This is a genomic window from Pseudomonas sp. TZ252 (assembly GCF_056110345.1).
This window is the reverse complement of sequence record NZ_CM148566.1, coordinates 392,113-409,274: the sequence shown is the minus strand read 5'-3', so window position 1 is coordinate 409,274 and position 17,162 is coordinate 392,113. Positions and strand designations below refer to the sequence as shown.

Here is a 17,162-nt window from a genome sequence, read left to right as displayed (position 1 = left end):
GGGGCAGGCGAGGGGTTGGAGGAACGCGTCGACCAGGGGCAGGCGCTTGCTTCAGTGGTCGAAATCGTCCTGGTAGACGAACTTGGGCATTTCCCAGTGGAAGCGGATGGCCAGCAGGCGGAACAGGAAGCCGCTGAACAGGGTGATCAGCATCGCCTGTTCGGAGGGCAGTTCCAGCTCCACGCAGATCAGGTAGCACCAGGCGCTGGCGAAGGACACGCTGGCATAGAGTTCGCGGCGGAAGATCAAGGGTACGTCGTTGCACAGGATGTCGCGGAGAATGCCGCCGAACACCCCGGTGATCACCCCGCTGATCGCCGCGATCAGCAGGCTGTGGCCCATTTCCAGGCTGACCTGGCAGCCGATCAGGGTGAAGGCCACCAGGCCGACCGCGTCGAGTACCAGGAACAGCGAGCGCAGGTGGCGCATCAGCGGCGCGATGAACACTGTCACCAGCGCGGCGACTGCGGTCAGCGCCAGGTATTCCGGGTGACGGACCCAGGTCAGCGGGTAATGGCCCAGCAGCATGTCGCGTACCGAGCCGCCGCCCAGGGCGGTGACGCAGGCGATCAGCACCACGCCGAACAGGTCCATGCTGCGCCGGCCGGCCGACAGCGCACCGGTCATGGCTTCGGCGGTGATGGCGATGATGTAGAGCACGGTCAGCAGCATGGGGATGGGGCCCGGATGAAAAGGCTGCGCATTCTACCCGAGCGCTCGTCAACGCCCAAACCGCGCCGCCTGGCGCTGCATCTCAGGCGTGCATGCGCAACCAGAAGCGTTCCTGGCAGGCGTTGACGAAGTGCTTGTGGCGTGGGCTGATTTCCTGCCCGGCGGAATCCAGCACTTCGTAGCCGATCCAGCATTCCTCGCAGGCCCCGCTGCTCGGCAGGAGGTCGCGCTCGCAGTGCTGGCGCAGGCGCACGCCGTTGTCGAAACGGTAGAGCGCTTCGCAGCTGTGGATCTCGACGCCGTCCTCGCAGCGCTGTTGCTCTTCGACCTGTGCATCGCTTATCGAGACTGGCGAGGGCAGGGCATGGATGGCGCGGATATAGCTGGCGAGCGAATGCATCAGGTGATCCACGGACCGCAGCATTTCTTCAGCTTGCCGCCGGCGCCGCAGGGGCAGGGATCGTTGCGGCCGAGTTTCAGGGCCACGGTCGGATCGAGGAAGTACCAGCGACCGTTGCGCTGGACGAAGCCGGAACATTCGCGATGGGCATGTTCCCCGTCGGCGTCGTGCCAGCGCGCGACGAAGGTGACTCGCGCATGCTCCGGCTGGCCGCCGAGCACCTCGTGGTTTTCCACCTCCAGACCGAGCCAGGTGCTGCCGTGGCTCCAGGCGCGGATGCCGTCGAGATCGAGGCCGGCCTGTTGCGCCGGCAGCGTGGTGTCGCGCAGGTAGTCCACCAGTCCGAGGGCGTAGGCGCTGTAGCGCGAGCGCATCAGGGCTTCCGCGGTAGGCGCGGGATGTCCCTGGTGATAGCGGCCGCAGCAATCGTCGAGCGGGTCGCCGCTGCCGCAGGGGCAAGAGGGTTGGGTCATGGTTACCACCAGTACTTGCCGAAGTTTTCCGGGTTGGCCCAGAACTTGGCGTTCAGCCAATCGGGGACCTGCTTGTATTCGTACAGGTCGTAGGTGTACAGGGTCAGCGTCTGGCCTTCGCGCTGGAAGCGTTCGCTGTTCTGCATGGCGAGGGCGAAGAAGTCGGTTTCCTGCCAGTCGCTGGCCTCGAGGTCGACCAGTACGGCGACCCGGCTGGCGTTCAGGTTGCGCACGCCCGCGAGCAACTGCAGACCGGTGCGCTGCGGCAGGTGTTCCAGGCAATCGACGAACAGCGCCAGGTCGAAGCGCTGGCCGGCCAGTTCGGCGGGCAATGCCGCCGCCGGGCTGTGCGCCAGTTGGCACTGGGGATGGTTGTGGATGAAGGCCTCCACCGCCGGCAGCCGGCTGGCGCCGACCAGCAGCAAGCGCTTCGGCGCGTAGCGGGCGAGCAACGCGGCCAGGGCCTGCTGCGGGGTGCGGGGAGAAATCGGTTCGCTCATGGGAAAACACTCTCCTGGGATTCGCCAAGACTAGCCTGAAGCGCCTGCATGGCCTAGTGCTGGCGCTTTTTTCGGCTGGGGTCTTTACTCCCTATTTGTCGGTTACAACCGATCCACGAGGAGAGTTCCAATGAGCATCACGAGGACCGCTTTACCCCTGATTCTGGTCAGCGGCTTGCTGACCGGTTGCGCAGGGTTGCAGAAAAGCGACTGGCCGACCTGTGCGGCGGTCGGTGGTGTTACCGGCGCCGGCCTGGGCGCGATCGAAAGCAGCAGCTGGGCCGGCTGGGGCGCCCTGATCGGCGGTGGCGTCGGTGCCGCCTATTGCTGGGTGCACGGTGCCGGCGAACAGGTCGCGCCGCCGCCTCCGCAGCCGGTCGAGGAAGTCGCGCCGCCGCCTCCCGTCGTCAAGGAAGAAACCATTGTCGTGCGCGACCTGCACTTCGCCTTCGATTCGTCGAAGGTGGACGCCGCCGACAGCGAGAAGCTCAACGGCATCGCCGAACGCCTGAAAGGCGAGGCGGCCAGTACGCGCTTGAGTATCACCGGGCATACCGACAGCGTCGGTTCCGATGCCTACAACCAGAAGCTGTCGGAACGGCGCGCGAATGCCGTTGCGAACTATCTGATTGATGCCGGGGTGCCTTCGAGCATCATCGTCGGCGTGCAGGGATTGGGCGAAAGCCAGCCGGTCGCCGACAACAAGACTCGCGAAGGGCGGGCCGAGAATCGCCGGGTGGAAATCCTCATCAAGCGCGAATGACGCAGGCGGCGCGGAGCAGAACGGGGGCGTCGAAGCCCCCGTTTTCGTTCATGGCTGGCGCCGCGGCGGGCTGGCGAGTATGTTCCCCCGCACACGATGTCTTGGGGGGAGTTCCATGAAAGCGTTTCTCGGGCTGGGCAAGCTCGTGACCCTGGTGTTCTGGGGCGCGGTGCTGGTCAATCTGCTGCATCCGTTCGCCTATCCGCTGAACTGGCTGTTGTCGATAGCCGGCGGCCTGATCCTGTTGATCCACCTGATCGAGATTCTCGTCCTCGGAGGACGCCTGAAAGCGCGCGCGCATCCCTGGCTGGATCGTCTCCAGGTCTTGCTGTTCGGGGTCTTCCACATGCTTGCGTTGCCGGCGTTGAGCCCGGCCAGCGAGTTACCGCAGGACAAGGAGGACGATCATGCGTAAGGCCATGCTCGGATTGTTCCTGGTCGTTCCCCTGGCCTGGGCTGGCGCCGTGTTTTCGGCCGAGGCGCCGCCGGCACGCCAGCAGGGTATCGGCGGAACCGTGAAGGTGCAGGCGAACTCGGTGATGCGCCTGCCCAAGCGGGCCCAGGAGCTGCGCCTGCGCAGAGTGGAGATCGGCGAGGATGCCGCCCTGCTGATTCCGCTGGAGGTCAGCGTCCTGCGCATCGAGGAACTGCACATGGCGAAGAACGCCCGGATCGGCGTGGCGCCAGGCGAGGAGCGAATCAGCATCGAAGTCGTCAGCGGCCGCCTGGCCGATGGCAGCATCATTTCCGCGCCCGGCGCGACCGGCACCTTCCGGCAAAGCGCCGGTAACGGCCGCGACCTGACCTTGCGCCTGCAGGCGGTGGAGGTGGAAAGCCTGCTGCTGGACGCCCGCGGTGGCGTCGGCGCTCCAGGCTACGATGGCCTGGACGGGGCTTCCGGCAAGGCCTCCGGCTGCCTCTGGGGCAGCGCGCTGAAAGGTGGCGACGGCCAATCCGGAAGCGACGGCGGTCCGGGCGGGGCGGGCGGTCGGATTCGTCTGGAAGTGCCGGGCGATTTTCCTCTGGAGCGCTTGCAAACCCGTCTGCAAGGCGGCGTCGGCGGCGCTGGAGGCAAGGCCGGCAAACCGGGTGCGGCGGATAACGCCACCGGTTGCTGGATCTACTCGGTGGATGCCGGTCGTGCGGGGCGCAGCGGAGAGGACGGCGCGAACGGCACCAACGGCAGCGACGGCAGCCTGGACGTCGTGCGCTTCTGAGGAGAGGCCGGCAGCACGGCTTCCGGCGCATCGCCGGTTCAGAGGCTCGGGCGTGCCGCTACCAGGGCTGTCAGCAACAGGCCGAGGAGCAGGTTGAAGCCGACGGTGCGGCGGATCTTCCCCAGCGCCTGCCCGCCTGCCGGCCAGTCCTGGGCCTGCACCGCGCGGCGCAGTTCCGGCACTTGCAGCGCCTGCACCCGCAGGAACAGTGCCAGCATGGCGACGTAGAGCCCCATCATTACCTGTACGTAGCGCGGCGCGCCGGCGAAACCGTTGAAGCTCAGGTGCAGCATGCCGACGCCGCTGATCGGCAGCAGGATCACCGCAGCCCAGACCCAATGGAAGAAACGGCGGAACACCTCCAGCCACAGGCCCAGGCGGGCTGGGGCCTCCAGCGCGGCGACGGCCGCCGGACGAAGAATCGTCCAGGCGAAGAACATGCCTCCGACCCAGACCAGGGCGGCCAGGACATGCAGGGCGTAGACGAGGGCGTAGGGGGTCATTCGGCGATCTCCGCTGGCGGTTGTGACGAAGCGCGTTATCATAGCCGCCCTGTCGAACCACTGAAAATTTATCCAGCTATGGCGCGCCGGCGGATTCGTCTTCCGCTGCGCGCCGGGCCCAGGAATTCCATGCTCAGCGCCGAACTCAAGTCCCAGATCCAGGGTGCCTACACCCGCTTTCTCGAAGCCAAGGAGCTGAAGCCTCGCTATGGCCAGCGCCTGATGATCGCCGAAGTGGCCAAGGCCCTCGGCGCGATCAAGGAGGACGAGGAGGGGCACCGCGAGGGCGAGCCGGCGGTGGTCGCGGTGGAGGCCGGAACCGGTACCGGCAAGACCGTGGCCTACAGCCTGGCGGCGATCGCCTGCGCCAAGGCCAGTGGCAAGCGCCTGGTGATAGCCACCGCGACCGTCGCCCTGCAGGAGCAGATCGTCCACAAGGATCTTCCCGACCTGCTGCGCAACAGCGGGCTGGCCTTCAGCTTCGCCCTGGCCAAGGGCCGCGGGCGCTACCTGTGCCTGTCCAAGCTCGACGTGCTGCTGCAGGAAGGCCAGGCGCAGAGCGCGACGGCGCAACTGTTCGCCGACGACGGTTTCTACATCGATGTCGACGAGACCAGCAGCAAGCTGTTCAACCAGATGATCGAACGCCTGGCCGGCAACCGCTGGGACGGCGACCGCGACAGCTGGCCGGAGGCGATCGACGACGCGCATTGGGCGCAGCTCACCACCGATCACAGCCAGTGCACCAACCGACATTGCCCGAACTTCCAGCAGTGCGCCTTCTACAAGGCGCGCGAAGGGATGACCAAGGTCGACGTGATCGTCACCAACCACGACCTGGTCCTGGCTGACCTGGCCCTGGGCGGCGGCGCCATCCTGCCCGATCCGCGCGAGACCCTCTACGTGTTCGACGAGGGCCATCACCTGCCGGACAAGGCGATTGGCCATTTCGCCCATTTCACCCGCCTGCGCGCTACCGCCGACTGGCTGGAGCAGATCGCCAAGAACCTCACCAAGCTGCTCGCCCAGCACCCGCTGCCGGGCGACCTCGGCCGCCTGATCGAACAGGTGCCGGAGCTGGCCCGGGAGATCAAGACCCAGCAGCAGTTCATGTTCACCGCCTGCGAAGAGATCGGCGATTTCCGCGCCGGCGAGGACATGGAAGGTCGCGAGCGGCCGCGTCACCGTTTCGTCGGCGGGGTGGTCCCCGAGCATATCCGCGAGATGGGCATCGAGCTGAAGAAAGGCTTCTCCAAGCTGACCGACCTGTTCACCCGCCTCACCGATATCCTCAAGGAGGCGATGGACGGCGAAGGCGCCGGCGGCATCGCCAGCCACCAGGCGGAGGAGTGGTACCCGCTGTTCGGTAGTCTTTTGGCGCGCGCCCAGGGCAACTGGGAACTGTGGACCGCCTTCACCTGCGAGGACCCGCAGGACAGCCCGCCGATGGCGCGCTGGCTGACCCTCGCCGAGAGCGGCAGCTTCTACGACATCGAAGCCAACGCCAGCCCGATCCTCGCCGCCGAGACCCTGCGCCGCAACCTGTGGAACGTCGCCTATGGCGTGCTGGTGACCTCGGCGACCCTGACCGCGTTGGGCACCTTCGACCGCTACCGCATGCGCGCGGGCCTGCCGCGCAACGCGGTCACCGCGGTGGTGCCGAGCCCCTTCCACCATGCCGAGGCCGGGGTATTGCGGGTCCCCGACCTCAAGGCGGATCCGCGCAACGCCGCCGAGCACACCGCGGCGATCATTCGCGAGCTGCCGGAACTGGTGAAGGGCGCGCGCGGCAGCCTGGTGCTGTTCTCCTCGCGCAAGCAGATGCAGGAAGTCTTCGACGGTCTCGACCGCGACTGGCGCAAGCGGGTGTTCATCCAGGGCAACCTGTCCAAGCAGGAAACCCTGAACAAGCACAAGTCGCGAGTCGACGACGGCGAGGACAGCGTGCTCTTCGGCCTCGCCAGTTTCGCCGAAGGCGTGGACCTGCCGGGGGCCTATTGCGAACACGTGGTGATCGCCAAGATTCCCTTCGCGGTACCCGACGACCCGGTGGAGGCGGCGCTGGCCGAGTGGATCGAGGCGCGCGGCGGCAATCCGTTCATGGAGATCGCCGTGCCAGACGCCTCGCTGCGGTTGGTCCAGGCCTGCGGGCGGCTGCTGCGCACCGAGCAGGACCGCGGCACCATCACCCTGCTGGATCGCCGCGTGGTCACCCAGCGCTACGGCAAGGCTATCCTCAATGCATTGCCGCCGTTCCGCCGGGAAATCGCCTGACGCGCTGGCCTGCGCGGGAGGGCGCCAGCCTTCACGTCCGAGCCGCATCAGGAATTCCCGGCATTTGCCCAGGCCGGGATGGAGTTAAGGAAAACAGGCTTCATGATCCGTTCGCGTTGGCATCTTCCCCTGCTTCTCGGCCTGCTCGCGGTGGCCACGCCGCTGGCGGCGAGCGACATCCAGCAGGTACTGTTCAACTTCGTCAAGCCAATGGCCGTGGTCGGCATCACCCTTGAGGATGCCGACCTGCCCAGCGCGACGGCGGAGGCCACCCCGGAGGGCGACATTCTCCGTCGCGTCACCTTCAGCCCGGCGCAACGGCCCACCTTGCGCATGAGTCCGGCGCTGGGCCGTTGGGACTGGTCCGCAGCGGACTACGTGAGCCTGCGCATCCAGAACGCGATGAGCTGGGACATGACCCTGGAGGTCGCGATCGAGGGCGAGCAGGGCGCGCCGGGGCTGCAGGCATCCATCGAGCTACCGGCAGGCCCGCCGCAGACCCTGCTGGTGCCGTTGCGGGCGGTTTCGCCAGAGGCTCTGGGCATGCGTGCGGGGCCGCCGATGCCACAGATGGTCGAAGGCCAGCGGGTGCTGCTGGCGCCACGCGTGGAGGGCTCGCTGGACCGCGCCAGGGTCGGAGCGCTGAGCCTGTCCCTGCGCTCGCCGCAAGCTCCCCAGAGCATCCTGCTCGGACGTTTCGGCATACGCACAGGGAGGGCGGTGGAGCGGAGCATCCTGACCGGCCTGATCGATCGCTATGGCCAGTACAGCCGCGCCGACTGGCCGGAAAAGATTCGTTCCGACGAACAGTTGCGCAGCGCCTATGCGGCCGAGGCCGCACAGCTCCGCGACTGGGAACGGCAGACACCGGCGCGCGACCGTTTCGGCGGCCTGCTGGGTGGGCCGGTGTTCGAAGCCAGCGGTTTCTTCCGCACGGAAAAACGTGGCGGGCGCTGGTGGCTGGTTACTCCGGAAGGACATCCGTTCTGGTCGCTGGGCGTTAATGCGGTGACCGCCGACGGCAGCCGGACCTACGTCGAAGGACGCGAGCCGATGTTCGCCGAACTGCCGGCGGAGGGTGAGCCGCTGGCCGCATTCTTCGGTGAGGGCGACGACCGCCGCGGCGTCGCCGCGCAGGCCGGGCGGCGCTTCGGGCATGGCCGCTGGTTCGATTTCCTCGGTGCCAATCGCCAGCGCATCGCTCCCCAGGCGAGTGCCGACCAGCTCGCCGGCGAATGGCGCCAGCGCACCCTGGAGCGCCTCTCGGCATGGGGTTTCAACAGCCTCGGCAACTGGAGCGATCCGGCGCTCGCCGCACAGGCGCGGATGCCCTACAGCCTGCCGCTGTCGATCGCCGGCGACTACGCCACGGTCAGCAGCGGTTTCGACTGGTGGGGAGCCATGCCCGATCCCTTCGACCCGCGCTTCGCCATGGCCGCCGAGCGCGTCATCGCCATCGCTGCTCGCGACCACCGCGACGATCCCTGGCTGCTCGGCTACTACGCCGACAACGAACTGGCCTGGGCCGGGCGCGACGGCTCGGCCCTGGCGCGCTACGGCCTCGCTTTCGGAGCCTTGACGCTGTCCATGGACAGTCCGGCGAAGCGCGCCTTCGTCAAGCAATTGAAAGCCAAGTACCTGGGCCATGAGGCATTGGCCGAGGCCTGGGGCATCGAGCTGGCCGCCTGGGAGGCCCTGGAGGCGCCGGGCTACGCGGCTCCGCTGCCGGGCGAGGGGCATCCGGCCATCGCCGAGGACTACAGCGCCTTCCTCCGGCTGTATGCCGACGCTTACTTCAAGACCCTGCGCGACGCCCTGCAATGGCACGCACCGAACCACCTCCTGCTCGGCGGCCGCTTCGCCGTCAGCACTCCCGAGGCGATCACCTCCTGCGCCCGGTATTGCGACCTCCTCAGTTTCAACCTCTATACGCCGTTGCCCGGGCAGGGCCTGGACGACTCCCTGCTGGCGCGGCTGGACAAGCCGGTGCTGATCAGCGAGTTCCACTTCGGCTCGCGGGATCGCGGTCCGTTCTGGGGTGGTGTCAGCGAGGCGGCCAATGAGCGGGCGCGCGGCGACTCCTACCGAACGTTCCTGGAGGCGGCGCTGAAGAGTCCGTATATCGTCGGCGCCCACTGGTTCCAGTACCTCGACCAACCGGCCAGCGGGCGTCTGCTGGACGGCGAGAACGGCCATATCGGCCTGGTCGGGATCACGGGCTTGCCGTTCGCCGGCTTCGTCGACACGGTGCGCCGAAGCAACCTTGCCGCCCTGTCGCGACTGTCGGCGATGGCCAGGTCCATGCCTGCCGTCGAGCCTCTGCCGCCGCGCGAGGATTCAGCCGGTTCATGAGCGCGCATTCACCGCCGCCCGCTTGCGGCGAACCCCTCTTATGTCAGGGTTCACAAGGCCGCCGAGGGCTGGAAGAATGCCCCGACCACTTTCCCACCGGAACTTGCCCATGACGCCCCAAGGCCACTGTGACAGCCGTTTCGCCCCGCTTGCCGAGGCCTTCGCCCGGCTTTTCGACAATCCGCAGGAGCGCGGCGCGGCGTTGTGCCTGGAGGTCGGTGGCGAGACGGTGGTCGACCTCTGGGGCGGCGTCGCGGACAAGGACGGCGAGCAGCCCTGGCAGCGCGACACCATCCTCAATCTGTTCTCCTGCACCAAGACCTTCACCGCCGTTGCCGTGCTGCAACTGGTGGCCGAGGGCAAGCTCGAACTGGACGCGCCGGTGGCACACTACTGGCCCGAGTTCGCCGCGGCCGGCAAGGCAGCGATCAGCGTGCGCCAGTTGCTCTGCCATCGCGCCGGCCTGCCGGCGCTGCGCGAGCAGATGCCGCCCGAGGCACTCTACGACTGGCAGGCGATGACCACGGCACTGGCCGCCGAGGAGCCCTGGTGGACGCCTGGCGAAGCGCACGGCTATGCACCGATTACCTATGGCTGGCTGCTCGGCGAGGTGATCCGCCGGGTCGACGGCCGCGAGCCGGGCGAGGCCATCGTGGCGCGCACCGCGGCACCGCTGGGCCTGGATTTCCATGTCGGCCTGGACGACAGCCAGTTCGGCCGCGTCGCCCACATGGCACGGAGCAAGGGCAGCCTCGGCGACGCTGCCGCCCAGCGCATGCTGAAGACCATGATGAGCGAGCCATTGGCGCTGACCACCCGTGCCTTCACCAATCCGCCGTCGATCCTCACCAGCACCAACAAGCCGGAATGGCGACGCATGCAGCAGCCGGCCGCCAATGGCCATGGCAACGCGCGCGCGCTCGCCGGCTTCTATAGCGGCCTGTTGCAGGGACGTTTGCTGGAAGATGAACTGCTGGGCCAGTTGGCCCACGAACACGCGGTAGGCGAGGATCGGACCTTGCTGACCCGGACCCGCTTCGGCCTCGGCACCATGCTCGACCAACCGGGCGTGGCCAATGCGACCTACGGACTCGGCCCCAAGGCCTTCGGCCACCCTGGGGCGGGTGGCTCGATCGGCTTCGCCGATCCCGAGCGCGACCTGGCTTTTTCCTTTGTCAGCAACGCCTTGGGGCCGTATGTGCTGATGGATCCGCGGGCGCAGCAGCTGGCGCGTGTCGCGGGGGAGTGTCTGTAATCCGTTGGTTAACTTTTAACCGCTTGTCGGCTCGACGCTAAATTTCATTGCCAAATAATGGCTTAGCGACACAATCTAAAGCGTCGTATGAGATAGGGCGTTGCCGGGGCAGTGGATCGACTCCGGCATCGCTGCGATGTGACCGGCGGTTGAGCCGAATGTTCCATCGGGCTCGCCTTCTTTCACTTCCAACGGACCCCGACGTATGAAACTGCTTAAGACCTCGACGCTTCTTCTCTGCATGACCGCCTCCGGCTGCAGCTATTTCCAGACCCAGGACGCTTCCTCGCAGCCAGCCAAGGCTCCGGCCGAGCAGGCTTCCAGCCATTCATGGTGGCCGTTCGGCAAGGACGACGGACAGACCGTCGCCAAGCAGGCCACGGAACAGAAGGCCGAAGCCGAGCATGTCGGCTCCAGCCACTGGTGGTGGCCGTTCGGCAAGGACGAAGGCGGTCGGGACGTAGCCGCCAAGGCTGCGGAGCAGAAGGCCGAGATCGCCGCGGCGAAGAAAGAAGTCGCCGCCGCAGCCGAGCCGAAGGCCGCCAACCCCTGGTGGTGGCCGTTCGGCGCCAGCTCGGCGAGCAAGGCGTCGGGCAAGCCGGCACTGGTCCAGCAGAAGGTCACCAAGGAGTGGCTGGATGCCCATGAGAAAGCCCTGCGCGAAGCGATCGCCGGTAGCGAGTTCACCCTCGAACGCCGCGACAACGCATTGATCGTCATCGCCCCCGCCGACTACTCGTTCAATCCCAAGCGCCACACCATGCTGATGCCGATCACCCTCAACCCGCTGGGCAAGGTCGCCAAGATGGCCCAGGCCGATCCGCAGAGCGGTATCCTGGTACTCGGCCATACCGACAGCACCGGCAGCAAGGCGGTCAACGACAAGCTGAGCTTCGAGCGTGCCCAGTCGGTGGCGGCGATCTTCCGCCTCAGCGGCCTGAAAGGCGACCAATTGCGCCTGAAGGGGGTCGGTTCCGACATGCCGCGCGCGGACAACGCCAGCGCCGCCGGCCGCGCCCAGAACCGTCGCGTCGAAGTGCTCTATACCCAGCGCGCCAGCCTGCTGTCCCTGGCCCAGGGCAACTGAGCCGAACCGGGGCAGGGCGCTTGGCGCCATTGTCCCGGATCAAGCGCGAGGCGGAGTCTGCGGTTAAGCTATGGCGCATTTCCCCCTGGAGATGCGCCATGACCCAGTCCCTGGCCGATATGCGCCGCGAGTACACCCGCGATGGCCTCAGCGAGGCCAACGCCCCTAGCGATCCCTTCAGCCTGTTCCGCCAGTGGTTCGACGACGCGGTGAAGACCGAGCGCCTGCCGGTCGAACCCAACGCCATGACCCTGGCCACCGTCGACGCCGACGGCTATCCGCATTGCCGTATCCTCCTGCTCAAGGGCCTCGACGAGCGCGGCTTCACCTTCTTCACCAACTACGAAAGCGCCAAGGGCCGGCAACTGGCGGCCAATCCGCGGGCGGCCATGACCTTCTTCTGGCCGGCGCTGGAGCGCCAGGTGCGCATCGAAGGCAGCGTCGAGAAGGTCACTCCCGAGGAATCCGACGCCTACTACCAGGTGCGTCCGCTGGGCAGTCGCCTGGGCGCCTGGGCCTCGCCGCAGAGCCGGGTCATCGCCGATCGCGCCGAGCTGGAACGGCTGCTCGCGGACACCGAGCGGCGTTTCGCCGACCAGCCGCCGAGCTGTCCCGAGCACTGGGGCGGCTACCGTCTCCTGCCGCAGCGCATCGAGTTCTGGCAGGGGCGGCCGAGCCGCCTGCACGACCGTCTCGACTATCGACGCCAGGACGGCGGCTGGCTGCGCGAACGCCTGGCGCCCTGAGTCCTCCATGTTCGAACTGGATTCGACGCTGGCGCAGCACATCGTCGATCGGGCGATGGCGATCCTGCCGCACAACATCAATGTGATGGATGCCCAGGGCATGATCATCGGCAGCGGCGATCCATCGCGCCTGCATACCCGCCACGAAGGGGCGCAACTGGTGCTGGCCAACCGGCGGGTGGTGGAAATCGACGAGCAGGCCGCCGCCTGCCTGCGCGGGGTGCGGCCAGGGGTGAACCTGCCGTTGCTGCACGCCGAGCGGCTGGTCGGCGTGCTCGGCATCACCGGCGCGCCGGAGGTGGTCCGGCCCTATGCCGAGCTGGTGCGGATGGCAGCGGAAATGCTCATGGAACAGCGCCAGATGCAGGACGAGCGACACTGGCAACGCCAGCGTCACGAAGCCTGGCTGCGCCAGTTGCTCGATCCCGGCCACGGCCTCGGGGCGCTGGCGGCCGATGCCGAACACCTGGGGCTGGCCATGCACTGGCCGCGCCAGGCGGTCTTCCTGGAGCTGCCCGAGCATGCCGATCCGCTGCCTTGCCAGGCTCGCCTGCTGGCGGCACTCGGCGGCCGGGCGGAGCACTGGAGCGCGGCGCTGGGCGAGCGCCTGGTGTTCTGGTGCCGGCCGGTAGCCCACGCAGATACGCTCGAGCACTGGCTGGAGCGCGCCGACGCGCGCGGCTGGGGCGTGGCGCGCCTGTGTGCCGGCGACCCGGCGCATGACCTGGCCGAGCTGCGCGCCTCGGCCTGCGCCGCGCGCGACCTGCTGGACTATGCGCGCAGCCGGTTGCCCGGTCGGCGGGTCGTGACCCTGGACGGACACCGCCTCGCCAGCCTGCTGTTCAGCCAGCGCGACAGTTGGCAGGTGCGGCAGCTGCTGGCGCCCTTGCAGCGGTTGCTCGACCACGATCCGCAAGGTTCGCTGGCCGCTACCCTGGAGTCCTGGTGCGCCCATGACGGGCACGCCCAGGCCTGTGCCCAGGCGCTGGGGATCCATCGCAACAGCCTGCGCTACCGACTGGAGCGCATCGCTTCGATCAGCGGGCTCGATCTCGCTCGCCTGGAGCACCGCCAGCAATTGTTGCTGGGGCTGCAATTGCTCGTTCCGCGCCGCGGGTAACGGGCGATCAATCGATTCACTGTGCAGTCGCACAAAATGTTCCCCTTCCAGCGCCGTCTTCCTCTGGCCGTTGCACAAGGCGTGTCCGGTCCCGACGGAGCGAAAATGACCCGCCCCTGGGCGCCCATCCCACACCCATAACAACAAGGAGGCGGCTCATGACCCTGGTCCTGATCCTGCTGGCGTTGATCGCCTTTATCGTCCTGTCCACCACGCGACTCAAGCTGCACCCGTTCCTCGCCCTGCTGGCGGCCGCGCTGATCGCCGGCTTCGCCTACCAGGTACCCACGGCGGAAATCGTCAAGACCGTTACCGGCGGCTTCGGCAGCATCCTCGGCTACATCGGCATCGTCATCGTGCTCGGCACCATCATCGGGGTGATCCTCGAGCGCAGCGGTGCGGCGATCACCATGGCGGAAAGCGTGATCCGCCTGCTCGGCGAACGCTTCCCGACCCTGACCATGTCGATCATCGGCTACCTGGTGTCGATCCCGGTGTTCTGCGATTCCGGCTTCGTCATCCTCAACTCGCTGAAGAACGCCCTGGCGGCGCGGATGAAGATATCCACCATCGCCATGAGCGTGGCCCTGGCCACCGGTCTCTACGCCACCCACACCTTCGTGCCGCCGACCCCGGGACCGATCGCCGCGGCCGGCAACCTCGGCCTGGACGCCAGCCTTGGCCTGGTGATCGTGGTCGGCCTGGTGGTCGCCTTCGTCACCGCGATGGCCGGCATGTGGTGGGCCAATCGCTTCGTCGGCAAGGACATTCCCCTGGTCGACGACGGCCAGGTCGTCCAGACCGAAGAGGACTTCAGCGAGCTGCGTGCCCGCTACGGCAAGCTGCCCAGCGCCACCCAGGCGTTCGCGCCGATCTTCGTACCGATCCTGTTGATCTGCCTTGGCTCGGTCGCGGTATTCCCGAGCAAGCCGCTGGGCGAGGGCGTACTGTTCGCCTGCCTGAACTTCCTCGGTCAACCGGTGATCGCCCTGCTGGTCGGCCTGGCGCTGGCCTGCACCCTGCTCAAGGGCCAGAGCAAGCGCGAGGAATTCCATGAGCGCGTGGTGGAAGGCATCCAGTCGGCCGCGCCGATCCTGCTGATCACCGGCGCCGGCGGCGCCTTCGGTGCGATGCTGAAGATCACTCCGCTCGGCGACTACCTGGGCAGCACCCTGTCAGCGTTGGGCATCGGCCTGTTCATGCCGTTCGTGGTGGCGGCCGCGCTGAAGACCGCACAGGGCTCGACCACCGTGGCGCTGGTCACCACCTCGGCGCTGGTCGCTCCGCTGCTGCCGCAGCTCGGCCTGGACAGCGAGATGGGCCGGGTGCTGACGGTCATGGCGATCGGTGCCGGAGCGATGACGGTGTCCCACGCCAATGACAGCTTCTTCTGGGTGGTCACACAGTTCAGCCGCATGACCGTATCCACTGCCTATCGCGCCCAGACCCTGGCGACCCTGGTCCAGGGTATCGCCGGTATGCTCGCGGTATGGCTGCTCAGCCTTGTGCTGCTCTGATTGAAGCGGGGCCGGGGACTCCCGGCCCTGCGAGGTGACTGATGAAAATCGTGATTGCTCCTGATTCGTTCAAGGAAAGCCTGTCCGCGCCCGACGTCGCCGAGGCTATCGCCCGCGGCTGGCGGCGAGTCTTCCCGCAGGCCGAGGTGTTGCTGCGGCCACTGGCGGACGGCGGCGAAGGCACGGTCGATGCGGTACTCGCCGCCACCGCCGGCGAACGTCGCGAATGCCGGGTCGAAGGCCCGCTCGGTGAGCCGACCCTGGCGCACTGGGGCTGGCTGGACGACGCCACCGCAGTGATCGAAATGGCTTCCGCCAGCGGCTTGCACCTGGTCCCGCGCGACCGCCGCGACGCCACGCGCAGCAGCAGCCGTGGCACTGGCGAGCTGATCCGTGCGGCGCTGGACGCCGGGGCGCGGAAGATTATCCTCGGCCTCGGCGGCAGCGCTACCAACGATGCCGGCGCCGGCCTGCTGGGCGCGCTCGGCGTGCGTTTCCTGGCTGCCGACGGCGAGGAACTGGCGCCCGGCGGCGCCGCGCTGGCTGGCCTGCACAGTCTCGACCTGGGCGGGCTGGATCCGCGCCTGGTGGATGTCGCGGTGGAAGTCGCCGCAGACGTCGACAACCCGCTATGCGGGCCGCGCGGCGCGTCGGCGGTGTTCGGTCCGCAGAAGGGCGCCAGCGCCGAACAGGTGGCGCAACTGGATGCCGCCCTGGCGCACTTCGCCAAGGTGGTCGCGGCGACCCTTGGCGAGGACTTCAGCCGGGTGCCGGGCGTCGGCGCCGCCGGCGGCCTGGGTTTCGCCGCGAGGGCATTCCTCCGCGCGCGTTTCCGCCCAGGCATCGAACTGGTGGCGGAGCTGGCCGGGCTGGCCGATGCGCTGGTCGGTGCCGACCTGGTGCTGACCGGCGAGGGCCGTCTGGATGCGCAGAGCCTGCACGGCAAGACCCCGGTGGGCGTGGCGCGGATCGCGCGCCAGGCCGGCGTTCCCGTGGTAGCCCTGGCCGGCAGCCTGGGCGACGGCTACCAGCGCCTGCACGACGCCGGCATCGATGCGGCGTTCAGCCTGGCGCCGGGACCGATCAGCCTGGAGCAGGCCTGTGCCGGAGCGGCGGCGGAACTGGAGGCGCGCGCCGAGCAGATCGCCCGGCTCTGGCGCCTGGCTCAGGCTTCGCGGGAAGGGTAGTCGGCGGCGGCGCGCTCCAGCCAGGCCGGCAGGTCGCGCCGCTTCACCTTGCTGGCCTTGGCCTCGGCCAGTCGCTGTAACAGATAGTCACGCTTTTGCGGGTCGTCGCCGGCGAATGACAGCGCCAGGTCGCGGTCCATCCAGCGGCGGATGCGCCAGTAGATCCACCAGTGGAAATACAGGCCGGCGGCGGTGGTGACGACGATGATGAAATAGTCCATGGCTGTTCCTTCTGCGGGCGCTCACCCTAGCCGATCGGTCCCGCCGATGAAAGCGGGAGGGTTCGGTCGAAACTGAACGAACCTGTACCATTGCTGAATCGATTCGATTATCTCGCGCCGGCCAGGTGACAGGAGCGGCTGCGGGAGAGTCTAATATTCGTCAGTTATCCCTTTCGGAGATGCCGTTATGCGCAAGTCTGCCTTGATCGTTGCTTCCTTCACCGCCATGGCCCTGGCTCTTGGCGGCTGCCAATCCAGCCTCACCGGCGATACCTACAGCCGTGAGGAAGCCCGTACCGTGCAGACTGTACGCATGGGCACCATCCAGGCCTTGCGCCCGGTCAAGATCGAAGGCACCAAGACCCCGATCGGTTCCATCGCCGGTGCCGGCGTCGGCGGTGTCGCCGGCAGCGCGGTGGGCGGCGGCAAGGGCAGCTACGTCGCGGCCATCATCGGCGCGGTCGCTGGCGGCCTGCTGGGCGCGGCTACCGAAGAAGGCCTGACGCGCACCCAGGGCGTCGAGATCACCGTGCGCGAAGACGACGGCAGCACCCGCGCCTATGTCCAGCAGGTCGACCAGGGCCAGATCTTCCGCGTCGGCGAGCGCGTGCGCATCCTGACCGTCAACGGCACCAGCCGCGTCGCCCACTGATTCTTCCCACGTTATCCCGCGGCCGGCATTTCGCCGGCCGTTTTCGTTGTAGCGCCGAACCACTGCCGGCGTTGTCTTGCTAAGCTTCAAGTCGTTGCCGCTGCAGAGTTTTTTTCGGCTTTCCGGCAGTCGGAACGCCTGAATTTTGTAATAATTCAATCCATGACGTTCGTTCGATAGATTGCGATAATCGTAGTTCCGTCGCGCCGCGCCTGCCGGTGGC

18 protein-coding genes are annotated in these 17,162 nt (G+C 67.5%); 12 read left to right on the top strand and 6 right to left on the bottom strand.

Annotation, left to right across the window (positions count from 1 at the left end):
- Positions 1 to 51: 51 nt before the first annotated feature.
- The 4 genes from ACYAF3_RS01925 to ACYAF3_RS01910 form a co-directional block, all read right to left on the bottom strand.
- Positions 52 to 672 carry a trimeric intracellular cation channel family protein gene (locus tag ACYAF3_RS01925; protein ID WP_003081997.1) on the bottom strand — a complete coding sequence of 207 codons (621 nt, stop codon included), beginning with the start codon at positions 670 to 672 and terminating at the stop codon, positions 52 to 54.
- Between the two features lie 82 nt (positions 673 to 754).
- A complete protein-coding gene (locus tag ACYAF3_RS01920) occupies positions 755 to 1,072 on the bottom strand; it encodes a hypothetical protein (protein WP_009315410.1) in 318 nt (105 codons plus the stop codon).
- Positions 1,072 to 1,545 (bottom strand): YchJ family protein, encoded by a 474-nt coding sequence (locus tag ACYAF3_RS01915; protein ID WP_003082003.1) that lies wholly within the window; start codon positions 1,543 to 1,545, stop codon positions 1,072 to 1,074. Before ACYAF3_RS01915 ends, ACYAF3_RS01920 begins: the two co-directional genes overlap by 1 nt.
- 2 nt (positions 1,546 to 1,547) lie before the next feature.
- Entirely contained in the window at positions 1,548 to 2,045 is a 498-nt protein-coding gene (locus ACYAF3_RS01910) for a DUF6231 family protein (RefSeq protein WP_003086343.1), read from the bottom strand.
- 130 nt (positions 2,046 to 2,175) lie between these two features.
- Here ACYAF3_RS01910 and ACYAF3_RS01905 point away from each other — a divergent pair, with 130 nt between their 5' ends.
- The 3 genes from ACYAF3_RS01905 (at position 2,176) to ACYAF3_RS01895 (ending at position 4,025) form a co-directional block, all read left to right on the top strand.
- Positions 2,176 to 2,808 carry an OmpA family protein gene (locus ACYAF3_RS01905; RefSeq protein WP_003082015.1) on the top strand — a complete coding sequence of 211 codons (633 nt, stop codon included), beginning with the start codon at positions 2,176 to 2,178 and terminating at the stop codon, positions 2,806 to 2,808.
- Between the two features lie 115 nt (positions 2,809 to 2,923).
- Positions 2,924 to 3,223, top strand: coding sequence for a DUF1145 domain-containing protein (locus ACYAF3_RS01900; protein WP_003082018.1), 300 nt, complete (start codon positions 2,924 to 2,926; stop codon positions 3,221 to 3,223).
- Positions 3,216 to 4,025: a hypothetical protein gene (locus ACYAF3_RS01895; protein WP_003112523.1), complete on the top strand. Its 810-nt coding sequence runs from the start codon at positions 3,216 to 3,218 to the stop codon at positions 4,023 to 4,025. Before ACYAF3_RS01900 ends, ACYAF3_RS01895 begins: the two co-directional genes overlap by 8 nt.
- A gap of 38 nt (positions 4,026 to 4,063) precedes the next feature.
- Here the strand turns inward: ACYAF3_RS01895 and ACYAF3_RS01890 are convergent, their stop codons facing one another.
- A complete protein-coding gene (locus tag ACYAF3_RS01890) occupies positions 4,064 to 4,528 on the bottom strand; it encodes a CopD family protein (protein ID WP_017002297.1) in 465 nt (154 codons plus the stop codon).
- Positions 4,529 to 4,657: 129 nt separating this feature from the next.
- On the opposite strand from ACYAF3_RS01890, the gene dinG reads away from it, so the two are divergent.
- The 8 genes from dinG (at position 4,658) to ACYAF3_RS01850 (ending at position 16,066) form a co-directional block, all read left to right on the top strand.
- Positions 4,658 to 6,802: an ATP-dependent DNA helicase DinG gene (dinG, locus tag ACYAF3_RS01885; RefSeq protein WP_017002298.1), complete on the top strand. Its 2,145-nt coding sequence runs from the start codon at positions 4,658 to 4,660 to the stop codon at positions 6,800 to 6,802.
- A 78-nt stretch (positions 6,803 to 6,880) separates the two neighbouring features.
- Positions 6,881 to 9,154, top strand: a complete 2,274-nt coding sequence (locus ACYAF3_RS01880; RefSeq protein WP_003120626.1) for a beta-agarase — start codon at positions 6,881 to 6,883, stop codon at positions 9,152 to 9,154.
- Positions 9,155 to 9,263: 109 nt separating this feature from the next.
- Complete coding sequence (locus ACYAF3_RS01875; protein WP_003112520.1) at positions 9,264 to 10,409, top strand: EstA family serine hydrolase; 1,146 nt, start codon at positions 9,264 to 9,266, stop codon at positions 10,407 to 10,409.
- A 205-nt stretch (positions 10,410 to 10,614) separates the two neighbouring features.
- A complete protein-coding gene (locus tag ACYAF3_RS01870) occupies positions 10,615 to 11,496 on the top strand; it encodes an OmpA family protein (RefSeq protein WP_003082037.1) in 882 nt (293 codons plus the stop codon).
- A 98-nt stretch (positions 11,497 to 11,594) separates the two neighbouring features.
- A complete protein-coding gene (gene pdxH / locus ACYAF3_RS01865; RefSeq protein ID WP_003112518.1) occupies positions 11,595 to 12,242 on the top strand; it encodes a pyridoxamine 5'-phosphate oxidase in 648 nt (215 codons plus the stop codon).
- Positions 12,243 to 12,249: 7 nt separating this feature from the next.
- Positions 12,250 to 13,362, top strand: coding sequence for a CdaR family transcriptional regulator (locus ACYAF3_RS01860; RefSeq protein ID WP_003112517.1), 1,113 nt, complete (start codon positions 12,250 to 12,252; stop codon positions 13,360 to 13,362).
- 158 nt (positions 13,363 to 13,520) lie between these two features.
- Positions 13,521 to 14,879, top strand: coding sequence for a GntP family permease (locus ACYAF3_RS01855; RefSeq protein ID WP_003086363.1), 1,359 nt, complete (start codon positions 13,521 to 13,523; stop codon positions 14,877 to 14,879).
- Between the two features lie 41 nt (positions 14,880 to 14,920).
- Positions 14,921 to 16,066: a glycerate kinase gene (locus ACYAF3_RS01850; RefSeq protein ID WP_003082051.1), complete on the top strand. Its 1,146-nt coding sequence runs from the start codon at positions 14,921 to 14,923 to the stop codon at positions 16,064 to 16,066.
- On the opposite strand, the gene ACYAF3_RS01845 is transcribed toward ACYAF3_RS01850, so the two are convergent.
- Complete coding sequence (locus tag ACYAF3_RS01845; protein ID WP_003082053.1) at positions 16,045 to 16,287, bottom strand: hypothetical protein; 243 nt, start codon at positions 16,285 to 16,287, stop codon at positions 16,045 to 16,047. The genes ACYAF3_RS01850 and ACYAF3_RS01845 overlap by 22 nt on opposite strands.
- Positions 16,288 to 16,474: 187 nt before the next feature.
- On the opposite strand from ACYAF3_RS01845, the gene ACYAF3_RS01840 reads away from it, so the two are divergent.
- A complete protein-coding gene (locus tag ACYAF3_RS01840) occupies positions 16,475 to 16,939 on the top strand; it encodes an outer membrane lipoprotein (RefSeq protein WP_003082056.1) in 465 nt (154 codons plus the stop codon).
- The last annotated feature ends 223 nt before the right edge of the window (positions 16,940 to 17,162 follow it).

Bases quoted from the DNA above. Each gene is read 5' to 3' on its own strand.
- ACYAF3_RS01925 (WP_003081997.1), bottom strand. From the start codon at position 672: ATGCTGCTGACCGTGCTCTACATCATCGCCATCACCGCCGAAGCCATG.
- ACYAF3_RS01920 (WP_009315410.1), bottom strand. From the start codon at position 1,072: ATGCATTCGCTCGCCAGCTATATCCGCGCCATCCATGCCCTGCCCTCG.
- ACYAF3_RS01915 (WP_003082003.1), bottom strand. From the start codon at position 1,545: ATGACCCAACCCTCTTGCCCCTGCGGCAGCGGCGACCCGCTCGACGAT.
- ACYAF3_RS01910 (WP_003086343.1), bottom strand. From the start codon at position 2,045: ATGAGCGAACCGATTTCTCCCCGCACCCCGCAGCAGGCCCTGGCCGCG.
- ACYAF3_RS01905 (WP_003082015.1), top strand. From the start codon at position 2,176: ATGAGCATCACGAGGACCGCTTTACCCCTGATTCTGGTCAGCGGCTTG.
- ACYAF3_RS01900 (WP_003082018.1), top strand. From the start codon at position 2,924: ATGAAAGCGTTTCTCGGGCTGGGCAAGCTCGTGACCCTGGTGTTCTGG.
- ACYAF3_RS01895 (WP_003112523.1), top strand. From the start codon at position 3,216: ATGCGTAAGGCCATGCTCGGATTGTTCCTGGTCGTTCCCCTGGCCTGG.
- ACYAF3_RS01890 (WP_017002297.1), bottom strand. From the start codon at position 4,528: ATGACCCCCTACGCCCTCGTCTACGCCCTGCATGTCCTGGCCGCCCTG.
- dinG (WP_017002298.1), top strand. From the start codon at position 4,658: ATGCTCAGCGCCGAACTCAAGTCCCAGATCCAGGGTGCCTACACCCGC.
- ACYAF3_RS01880 (WP_003120626.1), top strand. From the start codon at position 6,881: ATGGAGTTAAGGAAAACAGGCTTCATGATCCGTTCGCGTTGGCATCTT.
- ACYAF3_RS01875 (WP_003112520.1), top strand. From the start codon at position 9,264: ATGACGCCCCAAGGCCACTGTGACAGCCGTTTCGCCCCGCTTGCCGAG.
- ACYAF3_RS01870 (WP_003082037.1), top strand. From the start codon at position 10,615: ATGAAACTGCTTAAGACCTCGACGCTTCTTCTCTGCATGACCGCCTCC.
- pdxH (WP_003112518.1), top strand. From the start codon at position 11,595: ATGACCCAGTCCCTGGCCGATATGCGCCGCGAGTACACCCGCGATGGC.
- ACYAF3_RS01860 (WP_003112517.1), top strand. From the start codon at position 12,250: ATGTTCGAACTGGATTCGACGCTGGCGCAGCACATCGTCGATCGGGCG.
- ACYAF3_RS01855 (WP_003086363.1), top strand. From the start codon at position 13,521: ATGACCCTGGTCCTGATCCTGCTGGCGTTGATCGCCTTTATCGTCCTG.
- ACYAF3_RS01850 (WP_003082051.1), top strand. From the start codon at position 14,921: ATGAAAATCGTGATTGCTCCTGATTCGTTCAAGGAAAGCCTGTCCGCG.
- ACYAF3_RS01845 (WP_003082053.1), bottom strand. From the start codon at position 16,287: ATGGACTATTTCATCATCGTCGTCACCACCGCCGCCGGCCTGTATTTC.
- ACYAF3_RS01840 (WP_003082056.1), top strand. From the start codon at position 16,475: ATGCGCAAGTCTGCCTTGATCGTTGCTTCCTTCACCGCCATGGCCCTG.